Raw genomic sequence first — 18,850 nt, forward strand, 5'->3', positions numbered from 1 at the left:
TTCTGATGTGACAAGTGAGACTGAGCCTTTCTCGGCGTCGATCAAGCCTGATCGCACGCTTGGCGCACGTTCATCGCAAGGGATAAGGAGGACGGCCATGCAGGGACGGGATCTACTGCTCATCATCAGCGTGATGGCAATCTGGGGCTTCAACTTCTCGATGATCAAACTTGGCGTCAGTGACATGGACCCCTTGCTGATCGCTGCAGCGCGCTTCGTGTGCGCGATCTTCCCGATCATCCTCTTCATTCGCAAGCCGGAAGTGCCATGGCGCCATCTGATGGCCTACGGACTGGTATTCGGTACCGGGATCTGGGGCATGGCGTCGTGCTCGATCACCTTCGGGCTGTCGTCAGGCATGGCGGCAGTGTTGCTGCAGGTCGATGTGCTGACGACGGTGCTGGTCGGTGTGCTGCTCTATAGGGAGATCATCTCGCCACGCATGGCCGCGGGCATTCTGGTCTCGCTCATCGGTCTGGTGGTTGCGATCTTCACCACCAACGGCAACGTGACACTGGCTGGCGTGGCCTTCATCCTGCTGGCGGCGACCTGCTGGCCATTGGCGGGCGTGATACTGCGCAGCTCCGGCACGCGCATGCCTTTCGCCTTCAACATCTGGGGCATGTTGTTCGCGCCACTGCCCTTGATCGCATTGAGCGTCGCGATGAACGGCTGGGGCGTGCTGAGCACCACCTATCAGCAGTGGGGTGAAGATGCTTGGATCTCGGTATTGTTTCAGGCCTATCCGACGACGCTGTTCGGTTATTGGGTCTGGAACCGGATGCTGCTCAAGTATCCGATGAGTCAGTTGGCGCCGCTGACGCTGCTGGTCTCGGTCTTCGCGCTGCTCAGTGGTTACGTCATCTTCGATGAGCAGTTGTCGCTGGCGCAGTGGGTCTCGTGCAGCATCTTCCTGCTGGGAATTGCGCTGGTACTGTATCCCGTGCGTCGCAAGGCGCCGGCCACCTGTGGCTGAACGCAGCCCCGGGCCCCGGACGCTTGTCGTAGCCAGGCGCTTGTGGCAGTCAGGCCCTTGTTGTCGAAGAGGCGCTGCGCTATACCGGTGAGCATATGAGGCCAGCGCGCTGCGCGTGGTGCTCTCCGTTCTGATGTATCTGCACAGGAATGCCCATGTCCGCTTCAGCGTCCCCCATCGCCAATACCGCCAGCCTGATGCCACAGCGCGCCGATTTCTCCGACTGGCCCGACAGCCGCGACTGGCTGGCGCACCTGGTCAGCTTCAATACCGTGTCGCGCGAGTCGAATCTGGCGTTGATCCATTGCCTGCGCGACGCCCTGGAAGTGGCTGGTGTCAGTGCCGAGGTCATCCACAACGATGGCGGCGACAAGGCCAATCTGCTGGCGGTGATCGGGCCACAGGTCGAGGGCGGTGTGGTGCTCTCCGGGCACACCGATGTGGTGCCGGTGGAGGGCCAGGCCTGGGACAGTGACCCCTTCACGCTGCGTGAGGCCGAGGGTCGCCTTTATGGGCGTGGTTCCTCCGACATGAAGGGCTTCATCGCCTGTTGCATGGCGGCGGTGCCGGCACTGGTGAATGCCCAGCGTGCGGGCACGCTCAAGAAGCCGGTGATCCTTGCCTTCTCCTATGACGAGGAGATCGGCTGTCTGGGCGCGCCGCGCATGATCGCGCGCCTGCGTGACCGCCTGCCGCGTCCGGCCGCGGTGCTGGTGGGCGAGCCGACCATGATGGCGATCGTCGATGCCCACAAGGGCATTACCGATCTGCGCACCACGGTGACCGGCAAGCCGTCGCATTCCAGCCTGGTCTATCAGGGGGTGAGTGCCATCCATCTGGCGGCGCGCATGGTGACCTTCATCGAAGACCGCATGCAGGCGCGCATCGACTGCGGCCATCTGGACGAGCGCTTCGATGTGCCCCACGCCAGTCTGCACGTCGGGCGCATCGAGGGCGGCACGGCGGTCAACATCACCGCCGGGGAGTGCATCTTCGACTGGGAGCTGCGCCACCTGCCGGGCGAGGATGTCGAGGCGATGCTGGCGGAGATCGATGCCCACGCCGAGCGTCTGGTCGCTCCCTATCGTGAGCGGGCGCCGGAAGTGGCGATTCGTAGCGAACGCACGGTGGAAACGGTGCCTTCACTGGGGCATGGCGATCGAGACCCGGCCATTCGTCTCTGCCAGCGCCTGCTGGGCGACGAGCGGGCCAGCGAGGCCGTGGCGTACACCACGGAGGCGGGCCAGTTCCAGAGTGAAGGCTGGCCGACGGTGGTCTGCGGGCCAGGCTCCATCGGGGTCGCGCATCAGGCCAATGAGTACATCGAACTCAGCCAGCTGACGGCCTGTGATCGCTTCCTGTCCCAGCTGGTGCGTGAGCAACAGGGTGGCTGAGGCTCTTGTGTTGAGTCCCTTCTGATGGGCCTGATGCACGACTGAAGCGTGCTCTCACAGCGTGCCGGGGCGGGGTGTCTCCTGCTCCGGCATCGGGCGCAATGCCGTGGCACATTCCCGCAACAGGTGGTCGGTGAGCTTGTCCAGCGTGCTGCCTCCGTGGCGCCAGTGATGCCAGTAAAGCGGTACATCGAGGGCATGGTTTGGCGCGATATCCACCAGCGCATCACTGGCCAGCAGATGTGCCGCCTGCTGCTCGGGAATCATGCCGTAGCCCATGCCGCTCAGGGCCAGACGCACGAAACCTTCCGATGACGGGCAGAGATGGTGTGGGAAGGGCTCATCGAAGCCCATGGTCGACAACAGCCGGTGTTGCAGGCGGTCATCACGGCCATAGACGATGGCGGGCATGTTGCGCAGGGTCTCGGCCGGCAGAATGGGCGGGATGGCGTGGCCTTTCTTCGCGATATGGCGCTGCACGAAGTCCGGGCTGGCCAGCGCCCGATAACGCATGCTGCCCAGCGGATGGGAGCGCGCACCCTGCACCGGGCGTGGCGTGGCACAGATGCAGCCCGCGACTTCACCGTCGCGCATGCGCCTGAGCGCCACTTCCTGATCCTCCACCAGCATGTCCAGCAACAGGTCACGCTCGCGACAGAAACTGCCGGTGACGGTCGGCCACCAGGTGGCCAGCGAATCGGCATTGATGGCGATGCGCAGTCGCTGCTCGCTCTCGCCGAGGGCGGGAATCTGGTCGAGCAGGTCATGCTCCAGCAGGCGTACCTGCTGGACATGATTGAGCAGGCGCCGCCCGAGCGGTGTCGGCCCCAGTCGCGGTGTACGTACCAGTACCGGCTGCCCCAGCCGTGCTTCCAGCAACTTGATGCGCTGCGAGACCGCTGACTGCGTCAGCCCCAATGCTCTCGCCCCGCGTTCAAAGCCCGCCTGATCGATGACGGCCGCCAGCGCCTCCAGCAATTTATAGTCCAGCATCAATATTCCTTATGATCCATTCCCTGAATCAATTTCCTTGATGTATTCATCCTAGCGTACTCTGCCTGCCTCAACACTGACAGCCGTGGCATGCGTTGTCAGTCACGGCAACGACACGATGAAAGGACAGGCGATATGTGGTGGTCATTCTTCAATGGGGCCGGGGTAGGCGCAGGCTTGATCATCGCCATCGGGGCGCAGAACGCCTTCGTCCTGGGGCAGGGGCTCAAGCGCGAGCATCAATGGTGGGTGGCGGGGCTCTGCGCACTCTGCGATGGCGTGCTGATCATCGCCGGCGTGCTCGGGCTTGGCGCGCTGATGCAGCAATCACCGCTGTTGATGAGCATTGCCCGCTGGGGCGGCGTGGCATTTCTGCTCTGGCAGGCACTCAAGGCGTTGGGGCGCATGCGCACTGGCGGCCAGCTGACGGCCAGTAACGCCCTCAAGGCCAATCTTGGCAAGGTGCTGGCGGCGACGCTGGCCGTCACGCTGCTCAACCCTCAGGTCTATCTGGATACGCTGGTGATGCTGGGCGCGATCGGCGCGCAACAGCCGTCCCCGGAGAGCTTCATCGTCGGGGCGAGTCTGGCCTCCTTCGGTTGGTTCTTCGGTCTGGTGGCATGTGCCGGTTGGCTGGCGCCACGCCTGACCAGCCCGCGCGCCTGGCAGGTCATCGAGGCCTTCATCGCCACGATTCTGCTATGGGTGGCCTGGCAATTGGGCAGCGGCGCCTGGCTCTAGCAGCCAACGCAAGACGGGCAAGAGGCAGCAGCAAGCGTGATGCGCCGATGGGTGTAAAGAAAGCATGACGCAGTGTCAGGCGCTCGCCGCAGCGGGAGCGCCCCGAGAGGGCAGTGTCGAGATGGCCGTCTGCGCTATGGCAGAGATTCGTTACATGTCTGGCGTGAGGGGAGGCAGGGCACGGCACCAATGCAGGCGCAAGGCGCATGGGCAGGGCGGCAGGCAAGGCATAGATTTCCGATAACGGAATCGGGATACGTCAGGTGGTCAGTGTGACGCATTCACCTGTCGTGAAGGATGTTGCCCGCCTTTTCTCTACCTTGCCTGCCCTGTCGGCAGCCTGACTCAGGAGCCTCTCATGAACGCACCGGCGCGTATCGAACAGCACAATCCCATTGGCACGGACGGTTTCGAGTTCGTCGAATTCACGGCCCCGGATGCGGCCGGCATTGATGCCCTGCGCAAGTTGTTCAACCAGCTCGGGTTTACCGAGACCCGCCGCCATCGATCCAAGCAGGTGTTCCTGTTCCAGCAGCACGGTATCAATGTGGTGCTCAACGCCGAGCCGAATAGCCCGGCGGCGGAATTCGCGGCGATCCACGGCCCAAGTGCCTGTGCGATGGCCTGGCGTGTGGCGGATGCCGAGCAGGCGCATCGTTACGCACTGGCGCACGGTGCGCGCAGCGTCGAGCATCCGGTCGGGCCGGGCGAGGTGGGCATCCCCGCGGTGCAAGGCATCGGCGGTTCGGTGTTGTACTTCGTGGACCATCACCGCGAGCGCTCGATCTACGATACCGACTTCGTCGCCATTGATGGCGCAATCGAGAATGCCAACAGTGTCGGCCTGCATACGCTGGATCACCTGACCCACAATGTCGGGCGCGGTCAGATGGATGTATGGGCAGACTTCTATTCGCGTATCGCCAACTTCCGCGAGATCCGATATTTCGATATCGAAGGCAAGATGACCGGGCTCTTCTCGCGCGCGATGACGGCACCCTGCGGCAAGATGCACATCCCCATCAACGAGTCAGCGGATGATGACTCCCAGATCGCGGAATTCATCCGCGACTACAATGGGGAGGGCATTCAGCACCTGGCGATGGCGACGGATGATATCCATGCCACCGTCAAGGCGCTCAAGGCCAATGGCGTCACCTTCCTGACCACGCCGGCCACCTATTATGAGAAGGTCGATGCGCGGGTGCCCAACCACGAGGAGAATGTCGAGGACCTCAAGGCATTGAATCTGCTGGTCGATGGCGCGCCGGGGGAGGGGATTCTGTTGCAGATCTTCACCGAGACGGTGATTGGACCGATCTTCTTCGAGATCATCCAGCGCAAGGGCAACGATGGTTTCGGCGAGGGCAACTTCAAGGCGCTGTTCGAATCCATCGAGGAAGACCAGATTCGCCGCGGCATCATCGGTGGCGAGTGACTTTCCCGATCGGCACGCCCTGAACACCGCGTGATCACGCTGGTGTCTTCATCAACATGAAAGCCCCGCCGGTGATAGCCGACGGGGCTTTCATGTTGATGAGGGCCTGATTCAGACAGTCAGGCTCAGGAGGTCGTCGGGACGCGCTGGTGATCGATCACCTGGCGCAGCACGAAACTTGAATGCACGCCGGTCACACCCTCGATCCGCGTGATCTGCTTGAGCAGCAGGTCGTGATAGTCATCCATGTCCTTGACCACCACCTTGAGCTGGTAGTCGGCTTCCTGGCCGGTGATCAGCAGGCATTCCATCACCTGGGGCAGCGAGGCGATGGTGTCCTCGAAGTTGGTGAAGCGCTCCGGGGTGTGACGGTCCATCGAGATATGCAGCAGCGCCATCAGACTGAGTCCCAGCTTGCGGGCATCTATCTGGGCGCGGTAGCCGGTGATCATGCCGCTTTCTTCCAGCGCACGAACACGGCGCAGGCAAGGCGACGGGGACAGGCCGATGCGCTCCGCGAGTTCCTGATTGCTGATGCGACCCGAGTGCTGAAGCTCGTCAAGAATGCGACGGTCGAAGCGGTCCAGTGTCGGAAGAGAAATATTCTGGCTCATTTTCGCAATCCATTGGCGATGAAGATATGAATGGTGAAATAATCTGCTTTTAAGATGGCGATGTCATGTGATTTTCGCAATCGTCCGCCCTGAAATGTGGCATATACTGTAATCACTGCTCAGCGATGAAGACGTCCGCTCGGGTCGTGGCTGTCGCATGACACGACGCACGACGCGAACGACAGACCTGAGCAGGATGAGCCACCGGCGCTGGCGACATGCCTCTTGCAACCGGTGAACGCGGTACGCAGTCGGCTTCTGATCGAAGCGAGGCTGCCGAAAGGGCTCTGGTGGTGATCCCACCGTCCTTCTTTCCGCGCTGGAGACCGTGATCCGGTCCCAGGGCTTGCGACGGGCAGTGACGTTACTCTGTCCCCGACTTGCTTGCTTGCCCTGCTGACGGCAAGCTTTCGGATGCAAGGCCTTCACGCCTTCGTCATCTCACATTTACTCAGGCGCCCCGATTGGGACACTGTTGAGTGCGAAAGGTGCCATCGATCTCCCGTATCGGGCCTCGATTGCCGGTTTTTCGTACCCAGACCGCCAAGGAACCGACCATGACTGCTGCATCCACGCCAAGTGCTGCCTTCGACCACACCAAATATCGCCCCGTGCCCCCTGTTGCACTGACCGACCGCCAGTGGCCGTCGCGTACCGTGACACAGGCGCCGCTATGGGCGAGTGTCGACCTGCGTGATGGCAATCAGGCGCTGCTCGAGCCGATGACGGTCGAGCAGAAGAAGCTGATGTGGAAGCTGCTGGTCAAGATCGGCCTCAAGGAGATCGAAGTCGGTTTCCCCTCCGCCAGTCAGCTCGATTTCGACTTCGTGCGCTGGTTGATCGAGGAAGATCAGGTCCCGGAAGGCGTCAGCATCCAGGTGCTGGTGCAGGCGCGTGAGCATCTGATCGCGCGCACCTTCGAATCGCTGGTCGGTGCGCGTGATGCCGTCGTTCACGTCTACAACTCCACCTCCACCGTGCAGCGTGAGCGGGTGTTCGAGATGGTCCGTGACGGCATCAAGGCCATCGCCGTCGAGGGTGCTCAGCTGGTCAAGGACTACGCCGAGCGCTACCCGGACACCAACTGGGTGTTCCAGTACTCGCCGGAGAGTTTCACCTCCACCGAGATGGATTACGCCGTCGAGGTCTGTGAGGCGGTGATGGATGTCTGGCAGCCGACGCCGGAAAAACGCTGCATCCTCAATCTGCCGGCCACGGTGGAAGTGGGCCCGCCCAATCACTTCGCCGACCAGGTCGAGTACTTCATCAAGCACCTGAGCCGTCGTGACTGTGCGATCATCTCGCTGCACACCCACAACGACCGCGGTGGCGCCGCCGCCGCCGCCGAACTTGGCCTGCTGGCCGGGGCTGACCGTATCGAAGGTACCCTGCTGGGCAACGGTGAGCGCACCGGCAACATGGACCTGATCACCCTGGCGATGAACCTCTACAGCCAGGGCATCGATCCGGAGCTGGATCTCTCCAACCCGGACGAGATCATCCAGGTCTACACCGAGTGCACCAACCTGCCGGTTCACCCGCGTCACCCGTGGGTCGGCGAGCTGGTCTACACCGCCTTCTCCGGCAGCCATCAGGATGCCATCCGCAAGTGCCTCAAGAAGCAGCAGCCTGACGAGCCGTGGCAGGTCGCCTATCTGCCCATCGACCCGCAGGATCTCGGTCGCGACTTCCAGGCGGTGATCCGCGTCAACAGTCAGTCCGGCAAGGGCGGCATGGCCTTCCTGCTCGAGCGGGATCACGGCATCAGCCTGCCGCGCTGGATGAGCCTCGAGCTTGCGCCGCACGTGCAGAAGGCCAGCGAGCAGGTCAGTGGTGAGCTGTCCAGCGACCAGATTCGCGCGATTCTCGATGCCAGCTTCAAGCGCGAAGCGCCGCTGAGTCTCAAGGGCTATCGTCTGGATCGCGAAGGGGCTGAGCAGCTCACCGCGACACTGGTCGATGACAAGGGCGAGCAGATCGCGCTGGCCGGTGAAGGCAATGGTGCCATCTCCGCCTTCATGGATGCCTGGCAGCGCCACACCGGTTCCACCGTCAGCGTGGTGGACTACGGTGAGCACGCCCTCGGCGAAGGCAGCGATGCCGTCGCGGTGGCCTTCGTGATGCTCAACCTGGATGGCAAGCGTGTCTGCGGCATGGCCGAGGATGGCGATACCGTAAGCGCGTCGCTCAAGGCCGTGCTGTCGGCGGTCAATCGCGGTCTGGAAAGCAGTGCACGCAGCGAAGCGGAACGTGCCGAGGAAGCCGGCCCGGTCGCTGTCTGATGACATCACGCCTCATGCGTGACTGATCAGAGGCTTTTTTGCCTCTCTCGAGACCCTCGCTCATCAGAGCGAGGGTCTTTGCGTTTCGCGGCAGGGCAGAAGTTGCCCGGCTGGCGCTCACGCCCGCCGTTGCTGGGCTGACGCGGGCAGGCTTGCGTGGAAAATACGTGTCATGCTCGCCAGGCCCCTATAGACTTTTGTCTGATGTTGACGGCTCAGTCAACATCCGGGCTTGCACCGGTGCCCACCCTGCGTATCATCGCTGCACCCGCATAATGATAACGATCTGGTGGCAGACCGGATTCGAGAACACAACAATTCCAAGCGGTGCAAAGGCAACCCCCCTGATGGAAGAGATAATGGATGCGTCCCCATCCATGCTCTGGTCGGGAATCGCCAGTGCACCTCTCGTTCAGGAGGTCCGCTAGAACAACCCACAACTACTCATCGGTATCGCATGATTCAACTTGATGCTATCACCACCCTGTTGCTGGCGGCGCTTGTCCTCGTCGTTGGCCATCTGATCGTCGAGCGCGTGCGCGTGCTGCGCGAATTCAATATCCCCGAGCCTGTGGTCGGCGGCCTCATCGCTACCATCATCGTCACCGGCCTGCGCGGCCTGGGTTACGAGTTCCAGTTCTTCGGCGGCCTCCAGACTCCCTTCATGTTGCTGTTCTTCGGCTCCGTTGGCCTGTCGGCAGACGTTCGCATGATTCGTGCCGGCGGCAGCAAGCTGGTGCTGTTCCTCGCGCTGGTCATCGGTCTGCTCATCCTGCAGAACCTGCTGGGTGTCGGTGTCGCCAGCCTGTTCGGTCTTGATCCGGTGCTGGGTCTGCTCGGTGGCTCCATCACCATGTCCGGTGGTCACGGCACCGGCGCAGCATGGGCCAACGTCTTCGCCGATGAATATGGCATCAATGGCGCGATGGAAGTCGCGATGGCCTGTGCCACCTTCGGGCTGGTGTTCGGTTCCCTGATCGGCGGGCCGACGGCACGCTTCCTGATCAATCGCATGAAGCGCGAAGGGCAGGACATCAACGCCCAGGTCAGCGATTCCGAATATGACGAGACGGAAGTCCAGCATCCGCTGAATACGGCCAATGCCCTGAAGACACTCTTCATGCTGCTGCTCGGAGTCGTCTGTGGCCAGCAGCTGCAGTCGCTCACGTCGGGCACCGCCTTCTCGCTGCCGACCTTCGTGTGGGTGCTGTTCAGCTGTATCGTCATCGGCAATGTGGTGCGCGCCTTCGGCGACAAGCACCTCAATACCCACGCCGTGGATGTGCTGGGCAATATCAGCCTGTCCATCTTCCTGGCGCTGGCGCTGATGACACTCAAGCTCTGGGATCTGGCCAATCTGGCACTGCCGATTCTGGCCATCCTGCTGGCACAGGTTGCGCTGGTGTTCCTCTACACCACCCAGATCACCTTCCGCCTGATGGGCAAGAACTACGACGCAGCGGTACTGGTCGCGGGTAACTGTGGTTTCGGCATGGGCGCCACGCCGACGGCGATCGCCAACATGCAAGCGGTCACGCAGCATCATGGGCCGTCGCGTCTGGCCTTCATCATCGTGCCGGTGGTGGGCGGCTTCCTGATCGATATCGCCAACTCGCTGATCATCAAGGGCTTCCTCGGCTTCTTCTGAACATGACCGCAGGTGTCATGATGAGAAGTCGCAGAATCTGCCTGGCATGAACGACAACGCCGGACTCCATTGGAGTCCGGCGTTGTCGTTTCGGGGCTGAGGCTTACAGGTTTCGAGGGCTCAGGCTTCAAGGGCAGTGAAAAACTTGTCAGGCGCTTGTGTTTTCCCCCTCGTTCTCACCTTCACTCTTCTCCTCGTACTCTTCCTCGTGGCCTTCCAGGCTCCGCGTCAGCACTTGCTTCTACACCCACAGTGCCACGATCAGGCCATAGGCCAGCAGGGTGACGACCACGGTACCGGCCAGGTTCAGGAAGAAGCCGGCGCGCATCATGGTCTGGATCTTGAGGTGGCCGGTGGCGAACACGATGGCGTTGGGTGGGGTCGCCACCGGCATCATGAAGGCGCAGCTGGCCGCGATGGCCGCCGGTACGGTGATCAGCAGCGGATCGATGTCCAGTGACAGCGCCAGTGCTCCCAAAAGCGGCAGGAAGGCGGCTGCCGTCGCGGTATTGGAGGTGACTTCGGTCAGGAAGATGATCACCACGACAACGATGGCGACCAGGCCGATAAGCGGCAGCACGCTGAACATCGACAGCTGGCCGGCGATCCACTCGGCGAGGCCCGAGCTCTTGATCACGCCCGCCAGTGCCAGGCCACCCCCGAACAGCAGCAACACGCCCCAGGGCAGGTCACGCGCGTCTTCCCACACCAGCAGTCGACGACCGCGTGAGGTGCCGGAGGGAATGGCGAACAGGCCCACGCCGATGGCCATGGCGATGCCGGTGTCCGACAGCCAGGCAAGGCCCATCTGGTTGATCAGCGGGCGGAACATCCACAGCAGGGCAGCCACCAGGAAGGCAACGCCGACACGCTTCTCGGCGCTGCTCATGGCACCCAGTGCCTTGAGCTCGCGGCTGATCATCTCGCCGCTGTCTGCCGTCTCGGACTTGAAGGAGAAGGGCGTGCGCGTCAGCCACCACCAGGTGATGGCACACATGGCGATGGCGACCGGCAGGCCGACGAGCATCCACTGGGCGAAGCCGATCTCGATGCCTTGATCACTGGACAGGTAACCTGCCAGCAGGGCATTGGGCGGCGTGCCGATCAGGGTCGCGATACCGCCGAGGCTGGCGGAGTAGGCGATGCCCAGCAGCAAGGCGGCGGCGTAGCGCTTCAGTTCCGGGTCATTGCTGTCGCGCTCATCCTGACCACTCGACATCAGGCTGACCACTGACATGCCGATGGGCAGCATCATGATGCTGGTGGCGGTGTTGGATACCCACATGCTGATGAAGCCGGTGGCGATCATGAAGCCGGCGATCTGGCTGCGCGGGGAATGACCAGCAAGCTTCAGCGTATGCAAGGCCACGCGGCGATGCAGGTCCCAGCGCTGCATGGCGATCCCGAGCAGGAAACCACCGAGGAACAGGTAGATGGTCGGGTTGGCATAGGCGGCTGTGGTGCTCTTGATGTCGTCAATGCCAAGTGCCGGCACCAGTACGATGGGCAGCAGTGAGGTCACCGGGATCGGCAGGGCCTCGGTAGCCCACCAGGTGGCCATCAGCAGGGCCAGGCCGACGCAGAGCCAGGCGCTGTCCGGCATGTCACCCGGCGCCGGTGTAAGCCAGGTCATCAGCAACAGGAGCGGTCCGAGTATCAGGCCGATGCGCGCCGCGAGTGGCGCTTGTGGCGGCGTAGTGGACTGATCAGCGATGTGATCGGGAGATTGCTCAGGCATGTCGACTCCAGAGAAGCCGGTCGGCGACTGGCTTCCTCATCATGGTGGTCATCGTGTTGTTGGTATGGGTCATGGTAGGTGATGGCGAGTTGTCGTGTTGGTGTTATTCATTACATGCCGCGCATATATCCCCGGTCGGGGTGACGTGCACGGCGTGTCATGTTGCCTGCCTTGTCAGAAAGTCGCTCGCGAGTCGATCAGCCGGGCGCTCAGGCGACAAGGCGCGGCCATTGTCTCAGTATTGCGGCGCGGCTCAATAGCCTTCATTGCCTGTTTTGAAACGCCGGTTAGTGAAACCTTGACGCCGCGCAAGCGCGACGCGTGATCCGAGGCGCTCCAACCTCCGGCCAGGCCCCTGTGTGACGCCATCTTGCACGGGTCAGGTTGCTGTCTGGCGACAGACGCTGTCGTTGGCTGTGGACTTGTGAGCGCAAGGGCTGGAAGGTAGGGTTAGCAGCCATGAACAGGGCCAGCGCAGGGCAACTGCGTGGCCCGCTGTCGCGTTACTTCACAAGGAAGATGATTGATGATTCTGGTCACGGGTGGTGCAGGCTACATCGGGTCTCATACGGTATTGGCGCTCATGGAGGCCGGCCATCAGGTGCTGGTGCTGGACAACCTGTCCAATGCCAGCGAAGCCTCTCTTGCGCGTGTGGCGACGCTTGCCGGGCGTGAAGTGCCGTTCGTCGAAGGGGATATCCGCAACGGCGCGCTGCTCGACAGCCTGTTCGAGCGTCACGATATCGAGGCCGTGGTCCATTTCGCCGGGCTCAAGGCGGTCGGCGAGAGCGTCGCCAAGCCGCTGGCCTACTACGACAACAACGTCAATGGCACCCTGGTGCTGTGTGCCGCCATGGCGCGTGCCGGGGTCAAGCGTATCGTGTTCTCGTCTTCCGCCACCGTGTATGGCGATCCGGCTTCCACGCCGATCCGTGAAGACTTCCCGACCTCCGCAACCAATCCCTATGGCCGCTCCAAGCTGATGGTCGAGGAAGTGCTGCGCGACCTGGCTGTCGCGGATGACAGCTGGCGTATCGCGCTGCTGCGCTACTTCAATCCAGTGGGCGCCCATGAGTCCGGCACCATCGGTGAAGACCCCAACGGCATCCCCAACAACCTGGTGCCGTATATCAGCCAGGTCGCCGTGGGTCGTCTCAAGGAACTGGCCGTGTTCGGTGATGACTACCCGACGCCGGATGGTACAGGGGTGCGCGATTACATCCACGTCGTCGATCTGGCCGATGGCCATCTCAAGGCGCTGGACTACCTGGCCGGTGATGCGCGCGATGGCGTTCACACCTACAACCTGGGGACGGGAACCGGCTATAGCGTGCTGGACATGGTCAAGGCATTCGAGAAGGCCAGCGGTCGTCCGGTGCCGTATCGCATCGCACCGCGTCGTGCCGGGGATATCGCCGAGTGCTGGGCGGAGCCGGACAAGGCCTTCAGCGAGCTCAAGTGGAAGGCAGAGCTGGGTCTCGACCGCATGATGGCCGACAGCTGGCGTTGGCAGTCACGCAACCCCAACGGCTATCGCAGTGCCTGACAACTGATACTGCATGGTCAGTGCGCCGAAATTGACCGAGCTTGACTTGACCAAGCTTGAATTGACCGAGCTTGAGTTGACGGCGCTTGTGTGAAGACCTCTCGAAGCGGTCGCGGGCAGCATCCGCGGCCGCTTTTGCGTATGATGACGGCGGGCCCAAGGGCCCATGCCGACTCCTTCGAATTCTCTGCGAGCCCCCCATGATCCAGTCTGATGTCACCCCCGATCTTGAACTGCTGACGGCCATTGAACAGCTTTGCCGTGAAGCGGGGCAGGCGATACTCGCCGTCGCCCGTGGGGGAGAGCTCGGCACGCGCGCCAAGGCGGATGACAGTCCCGTCACGGCGGCGGATATGGCGGCGCATCATGTGCTGGTCGAGGGGCTGGCCCGTCTGGCACCGCAGATTCCGGTGCTCTCGGAAGAGAGCGACAAGGCCGATATCGTGGCGCGGCGTGACTGGCAGACCTTCTGGCTGGTCGATCCGCTGGATGGCACGCGCGAATTCGTCACCGGCAGCGGTGAATACACCGTCAACGTGGCCCTGATCCAGGGGTCGCGAAGTGTGCTGGGCGTAGTGGATGCGCCGGTACTGGAGACGACCTGGAGCGGGCTTGCCGGCGTGGGGGCCTTCCGGGAAGACGCCGCCGGGCGTGTCGAGATCGCGGTCAGCCCGGAGCCGGAGGTATTGAGAGTCGTGGCTAGCAAGTCGCATCTCGATGCGCGCACGGCGGCGCTGATCGAGCGCCTGGCACCGGTGGAGAATGTCAGCTGTGGCAGCTCGCTCAAGTTCTGTCGCATCGCGGAAGGCAAGGCGGATCTCTATCCGCGCTACGCGCCGACCAGCGAGTGGGACACCGCGGCGGCACAGGCCGTGCTGGAAGCGGCCGGCGGCCAGGTCTTCGATGCCGAGTCATTGCCCGCACAGCCGCGTCGTCTGGACTACAACGCCCGCGATACGCTGGTGAATCCCTTCTTCATCGCCTGTGGCCAAGCGGATGGTCGCTGGCGCCAGGCGCTGGACGTCTGAGGGTGGCCGGGGCTCGACGGCTCGTGCATCCATCGGCCCGCGCAAGGGTTGAAGCACTCATGTCATGGCGAGGGCGCACATGAAGGGCCTGCTGCAGCGCTTCATCCGTCGCCTGTTTGCGCGCAGTGATCAGGCGAGCAAGCGGGCTGGGGTGATCTCCGCCATCATGCTGTCCCTACTGGCGAGTCTGGTGCCGTTGATCTATCACGGCCTGCTCGAGGGCGGCCTGATCCTGTTCGGCAACCTGTTGCTGTGGCCGTGTCTGTTGGCAGCGCTCCATCGCCCGCGCTGGCGTTGGCCGGCGCTGGGGCTGTTGGCGGCGCTGGGTGTCAATCTCTCCGCAAGTGTGGTCAGCGCCGTCTATTACGATTCCCGCTACGGCCTGGCCTTTGCGCTCAGCTCGCTGGATACCAGTCGCAGCGAATCGATGGCGATGCTGTTCAAATTCCCGCTGGCCCTGATCGTTCCGCTGGGATTCTTCCTGCTGGCGCTGTCACTGGGCAATCGCTTCGGGTCGGGGTTGGCGCGTGCCCGGCTGGGTGGGCGCAGCGGAATCGCCTTCGTACTCTGGATGCTGATGCTGCTGGCCGGTAGCTGGCAGTGGGGGCGGGCCAGCGTGCCGTTGGTCATCACGACGCTGTCGGTCTCGCCGGGGTGGAATCTGGCCACCACCTCGCATGCCTGGTGGGAGAAGGAACGCTACAAGGCGCTGATGGCGGATGACTATGATTTCGGCGGCGTCTCGCGCAGCCCCGAAGTGTCGGAGGATGCTGTCTTCGTCCTGATCATCGGCGAATCCCAGCGCCGCGATCAGCTGTCGCTGTATGGCTATTCCCGCGCCACGACGCCGAATCTCGATGCACGCCGCGATGAGCTGGTGGTCTTCGATCAGGCCATCGCGCCGGCGCCGCAGACCGTGCTGGCGGTACCGATGCTGGCCAGCCTGACTGACCCGCGGACCTTCTCGCCACGCTATCTGGACGCCAACCTGATCTCGCTGGCCAATCAGGCCGGCTATCATACCGAGTGGCTGTCCCGCCAGGGGCTCGATATCACCTCCGAGCGCACCTGGATCACCGCCATCGCCCAGCGTGCCGATATCGCTCGCACCATCATGACCGACTATGACGACGGCTTGCTGGATGCACTTGATGAGGCACTGGCGCGCGAGGTCGAGGGGCCGCGGCTGATCGTGCTGCATCTCTACGGCAGCCATCCGCCGGCCAGCCTGCAGTACCCGGACTCACTGCGCTATTTCCTGACTCCGGACAGCCGCTCGCCGCTGACCGATGCCTACGATGACAGCATCCGCTTCACGGATCAGATAATCGAGGGCGTCTTCCAGCGCCTCGAAGGGCAGCCTGCTGGCGTGCTCTATCTGTCGGACCACGGCCTCGAGCATGACCCGCTCAGTGACGCCTATGTGCATGGTGGTGATCGCCCCAGCCAGGCACCGTACCGCATTCCGCTATGGCTGTGGCAGACGGGGCAGGCGCCCAATCCCGCGCGTGAGCTGACTCGCCTGCGCTCGAACGCCGATGAGCCCTTCGCCAGTTTTGATCTGCCCTATCTGGCCAGCGACTGGATGGGTATCCGCTTCTCCGGTGACAAGCCGTGCCTGTCGCCCTGGGCGGTCTGCTATCAGCCGCGTGAGCGTCATCCGGTGCTGGACCAGCTGGGACGATTGAACTTCTATGAAGCCCTGCCGTCGGACTTTCTTTCCCGACCTCTCGCGCCGGGTGCCGAAGAGCTCGAGGAAGCGGTCGAGGCGACCACCGAGCTGCTGGAGCGTCCGGAGTTCATGTCCGGACAGGGCGCGACGCGCGATGGGCAAGCACCAGAATCGGATTCCCGCGTGACGCCGCCAGAGGATTCGTCGGCGTTCACCTTGTCACCTGCTTCATTACCTTCAGAAACTCTCAAGGACTGACATGAAAATCACTGTCTTCGGAACAGGCTACGTAGGCCTGGTGACTGGCACCTGTCTGGCCGATGTCGGCCATGACGTGATCTGCATGGACGTTGACGCGGCCAAGATCGATGGCCTCAAGCAGGGCGAGATCCCCATCTTCGAGCCGGGGCTGGAGAGCATGGTGCTGCGCAATGTCGAGGCCGGCCGTCTCAACTTCACCACTGATGCCCGTCAGGCCGTCGAGCACGGCGTGCTGCAGTTCATCGCCGTGGGCACACCGCCGGACGAAGACGGCAGCGCCGACCTCAAGTACGTGCTTGCGGTGGCCGAGACCATCGGCGAGCACATGAATGACTACAAGGTCATCATCGACAAGTCCACCGTGCCGGTGGGCACGGCGGACCGTGTCACGGCGCGAGTCACTGAAGTGCTTGCCGAGCGCGGCGAAAGTGTCGACTTCGATGTCTGCTCCAACCCGGAATTCCTCAAGGAAGGCGCCGCGCTGGAGGACTTCACGCGTGGCGCGCGCATCGTGGTCGGCACCGATTCCGAAGCGGTGCGTGAGCGCATGCGCGAATGCTACGCGCCCTACAACCGCAACCATGAAAAGCTGATGTTCATGGATGTGCGCGCCGCCGAGCTGACCAAGTACGCCGCCAACGCCATGCTGGCGACCAAGATCAGCTTCATGAACGAGATCTCCAACCTGGCCGAGCGCTTGGGTGCGGACATCGAGGAAGTGCGCCGCGGCATCGGCAGTGACCCGCGTATCGGCTACCACTTCATCTATCCCGGTTGTGGCTATGGTGGCTCCTGCTTCCCGAAGGATGTCCAGGCACTGGCGCGTACCGCCAGTCAGGTCGGCTATGACGCCGAGCTGCTCACCGCCGTGGAATCCGTCAACAAGCGCCAGAAGGTCACGCTGTTCGACAAGCTGTCGCGAGCCTTCGATGGCGACCTCAGGGGCAAGACCATCGCCGTCTGGGGTCTGGCCTTCAAGCCCAACACCGATGACATGCGCGACGCGCCGAGCCGCACGCTGATGGAAGCGCTGTGGGCGGCTGGCGCGACCGTGCAGGCCTATGACCCGGAAGCCATGAAGGAATGCCGCCGCATCTACGGCGAGCGCGACGATCTGGTGCTGGTCGCCGACCGTCAGCAGGCAGTCAAGGGTGCCGATGCGCTGGTGGTGTGCACCGAGTGGAAGGAATTCCGCACCCTGGACGGCGAGTGGCTGAAGTCCCAGCTCGGCTTCCCGGTGGTGGTCGATGGCCGCAACCTGTTCGAGCCCGCCGCCATGAAGGCCGCTGGCCTGATGTACTACGCGGTCGGTCGCGGTGACTCCATGCGTCGTGTGCAGGAGGCGTCGTGAGCACTGATGCAGGCAAGCTGGCCGCGATCGCCATTCGTCAGGTCGAGAAGAACACCGGTGCCAGCCGCAATGCCTTCGAACAGGCGGATGCGTTGCGCGCGCTGGGCTATCGCGTGGTGATACTCGCCGAGCGCGGCAAGCCTGAACTGGCTCGCTCCCACGGCGCGGAGCTGGTGCGCCTGTGGCGGTGGCCCTTCAAGGGGGCATATCGTCGTTTCTGGTTCAATCGCCGTGTCCAGGCCTGGGCCAGCCGTCATGCGCCCGACCTGCTGATCAGTCATGGTGACTGCGAAAGCCCGGATACCGTCTATCTGCACAATTGCGTGCACCTTGCCTCGCAGTGCATCCATGGCCGTGAGCTGCCTCGCGACCACGAAGTGGCGGCGATTCATGATCACGTGCTCAAGGGTGGCAAGTTCCGTCAGGTCGCGGTCAATTCGCGCATGATGGGCGAGGATCTGATGGCGCGCTACGGTATCGCGCCTGAGAGGATCGAGATCAGCTACCCGGGCTATGACCCGGTGCAATTCACGGTCGAGCGTGCGCGCGCAGGGCGCACCGCCCAGCGTGAGGCGTTGGGCGTGGCCGAAGATGAGCTGCTGGTCGGTCTGGTGTCATCCGGCAACTTCACCAAGCGCAATGTGGCAGGGTTCGTGGCGATGGCGGCGCTGATGGAGCAGGCCTCACCGGGCCGCTATCGTTTCCTGGTGGTAGGCAAGGATGATGCCGCGCCTTACCAGCAGCAGGCCAGAGAGGCGGGCATCGCCGAGCGCATGCTCTGGCGCTCGACCATCCCGGAGGTCGAGACGCTCTACGGCGCGCTGGACCTGTTCGTGATGCCGGCCCATATCGAGGAATTCGGACGTGTCGCGCTGGAGGCGATGGCCTGTGGCGCGCCTGTGCTGCTCAATGCGCGGGTCGGCTCGGCCGAGCTGCTCGATGACTATCCTGAGCTGGTCATGGCCGCAGGGTCCACGCCACAGCAGTGGGCCGAGCGCTGCACCCATCTGCTCGAGAGCGACACGCAGGCGCTGAGCACTGCGCTGGCCAGCCTGGCACGCAATTACTCGCATCAGGCGCAGAATCTCAAGCTCAAGGCCAGCTTCGAGGCCTTGATGACGGGGCGGTGAAGTCTGCGCTGCCAGACTGGCCGCTCGCGTGCCGAGCG

Annotated in this window: 14 protein-coding genes; 11 read left to right on the forward strand and 3 right to left on the reverse strand. The window is 63.0% G+C overall.

Annotation, left to right across the window (positions count from 1 at the left end):
* Positions 1 to 97: 97 nt before the first annotated feature.
* Both MKZ40_RS03020 and argE read left to right on the forward strand, forming a co-directional pair.
* Positions 98 to 976 (forward strand): EamA family transporter, encoded by an 879-nt coding sequence (locus MKZ40_RS03020; protein WP_175088640.1) that lies wholly within the window; start codon positions 98 to 100, stop codon positions 974 to 976.
* 155 nt (positions 977 to 1,131) lie between these two features.
* Positions 1,132 to 2,370 (forward strand): acetylornithine deacetylase, encoded by a 1,239-nt coding sequence (argE, locus tag MKZ40_RS03025; protein ID WP_348994678.1) that lies wholly within the window; start codon positions 1,132 to 1,134, stop codon positions 2,368 to 2,370.
* Between the two features lie 54 nt (positions 2,371 to 2,424).
* Here the strand turns inward: argE and MKZ40_RS03030 are convergent, their stop codons facing one another.
* Positions 2,425 to 3,363, reverse strand: a complete 939-nt coding sequence (locus MKZ40_RS03030) for a LysR family transcriptional regulator ArgP (protein ID WP_175088641.1) — start codon at positions 3,361 to 3,363, stop codon at positions 2,425 to 2,427.
* Positions 3,364 to 3,498: 135 nt separating this feature from the next.
* Here MKZ40_RS03030 and MKZ40_RS03035 point away from each other — a divergent pair, with 135 nt between their 5' ends.
* Complete coding sequence (locus MKZ40_RS03035) at positions 3,499 to 4,104, forward strand: LysE/ArgO family amino acid transporter (RefSeq protein WP_175088642.1); 606 nt, start codon at positions 3,499 to 3,501, stop codon at positions 4,102 to 4,104.
* A gap of 358 nt (positions 4,105 to 4,462) precedes the next feature.
* Positions 4,463 to 5,542, forward strand: a complete 1,080-nt coding sequence (gene hppD, locus MKZ40_RS03040) for a 4-hydroxyphenylpyruvate dioxygenase (protein ID WP_175088643.1) — start codon at positions 4,463 to 4,465, stop codon at positions 5,540 to 5,542.
* 125 nt (positions 5,543 to 5,667) lie between these two features.
* Here the strand turns inward: hppD and MKZ40_RS03045 are convergent, their stop codons facing one another.
* On the reverse strand, positions 5,668 to 6,156 hold the full coding sequence (locus tag MKZ40_RS03045; RefSeq protein WP_175088644.1) for an Lrp/AsnC family transcriptional regulator: 489 nt from the start codon (positions 6,154 to 6,156) through the stop codon (positions 5,668 to 5,670).
* Positions 6,157 to 6,713: 557 nt separating this feature from the next.
* Between MKZ40_RS03045 and MKZ40_RS03050 the strand changes: the two genes are divergently transcribed.
* Positions 6,714 to 8,438: a 2-isopropylmalate synthase gene (locus tag MKZ40_RS03050; protein WP_175088645.1), complete on the forward strand. Its 1,725-nt coding sequence runs from the start codon at positions 6,714 to 6,716 to the stop codon at positions 8,436 to 8,438.
* 457 nt (positions 8,439 to 8,895) lie between these two features.
* On the forward strand, positions 8,896 to 10,086 hold the full coding sequence (gene gltS, locus MKZ40_RS03055) for a sodium/glutamate symporter (protein ID WP_175088646.1): 1,191 nt from the start codon (positions 8,896 to 8,898) through the stop codon (positions 10,084 to 10,086).
* Positions 10,087 to 10,327: 241 nt separating this feature from the next.
* Here the strand turns inward: gltS and MKZ40_RS03060 are convergent, their stop codons facing one another.
* On the reverse strand, positions 10,328 to 11,824 hold the full coding sequence (locus MKZ40_RS03060) for a DASS family sodium-coupled anion symporter (protein ID WP_175088647.1): 1,497 nt from the start codon (positions 11,822 to 11,824) through the stop codon (positions 10,328 to 10,330).
* Between the two features lie 523 nt (positions 11,825 to 12,347).
* Here MKZ40_RS03060 and galE point away from each other — a divergent pair.
* The 5 genes from galE to MKZ40_RS03085 all read left to right on the forward strand — a co-directional run bounded on the left by galE (position 12,348) and on the right by MKZ40_RS03085 (position 18,812).
* Positions 12,348 to 13,370, forward strand: a complete 1,023-nt coding sequence (gene galE, locus MKZ40_RS03065; RefSeq protein ID WP_175088648.1) for a UDP-glucose 4-epimerase GalE — start codon at positions 12,348 to 12,350, stop codon at positions 13,368 to 13,370.
* A gap of 200 nt (positions 13,371 to 13,570) precedes the next feature.
* Positions 13,571 to 14,398: a 3'(2'),5'-bisphosphate nucleotidase CysQ gene (cysQ, locus tag MKZ40_RS03070; protein ID WP_175088649.1), complete on the forward strand. Its 828-nt coding sequence runs from the start codon at positions 13,571 to 13,573 to the stop codon at positions 14,396 to 14,398.
* 79 nt (positions 14,399 to 14,477) lie between these two features.
* The gene (locus MKZ40_RS03075) at positions 14,478 to 16,328 is read left to right on the forward strand and encodes a phosphoethanolamine transferase (protein ID WP_175088650.1); all 1,851 of its coding nucleotides are present in this window, start codon (positions 14,478 to 14,480) and stop codon (positions 16,326 to 16,328) included.
* A 1-nt stretch (position 16,329) separates the two neighbouring features.
* Complete coding sequence (locus tag MKZ40_RS03080) at positions 16,330 to 17,682, forward strand: UDP-glucose/GDP-mannose dehydrogenase family protein (protein ID WP_282627780.1); 1,353 nt, start codon at positions 16,330 to 16,332, stop codon at positions 17,680 to 17,682.
* Positions 17,679 to 18,812: a glycosyltransferase family 4 protein gene (locus MKZ40_RS03085; protein WP_175089324.1), complete on the forward strand. Its 1,134-nt coding sequence runs from the start codon at positions 17,679 to 17,681 to the stop codon at positions 18,810 to 18,812. Before MKZ40_RS03080 ends, MKZ40_RS03085 begins: the two co-directional genes overlap by 4 nt.
* Positions 18,813 to 18,850 lie beyond the last annotated feature (38 nt).

The sequence above is a fragment of the Cobetia sp. BMC6 genome (genome assembly GCF_029991385.1).
Classification (GTDB): Bacteria; Pseudomonadota; Gammaproteobacteria; order Pseudomonadales; family Halomonadaceae; genus Cobetia.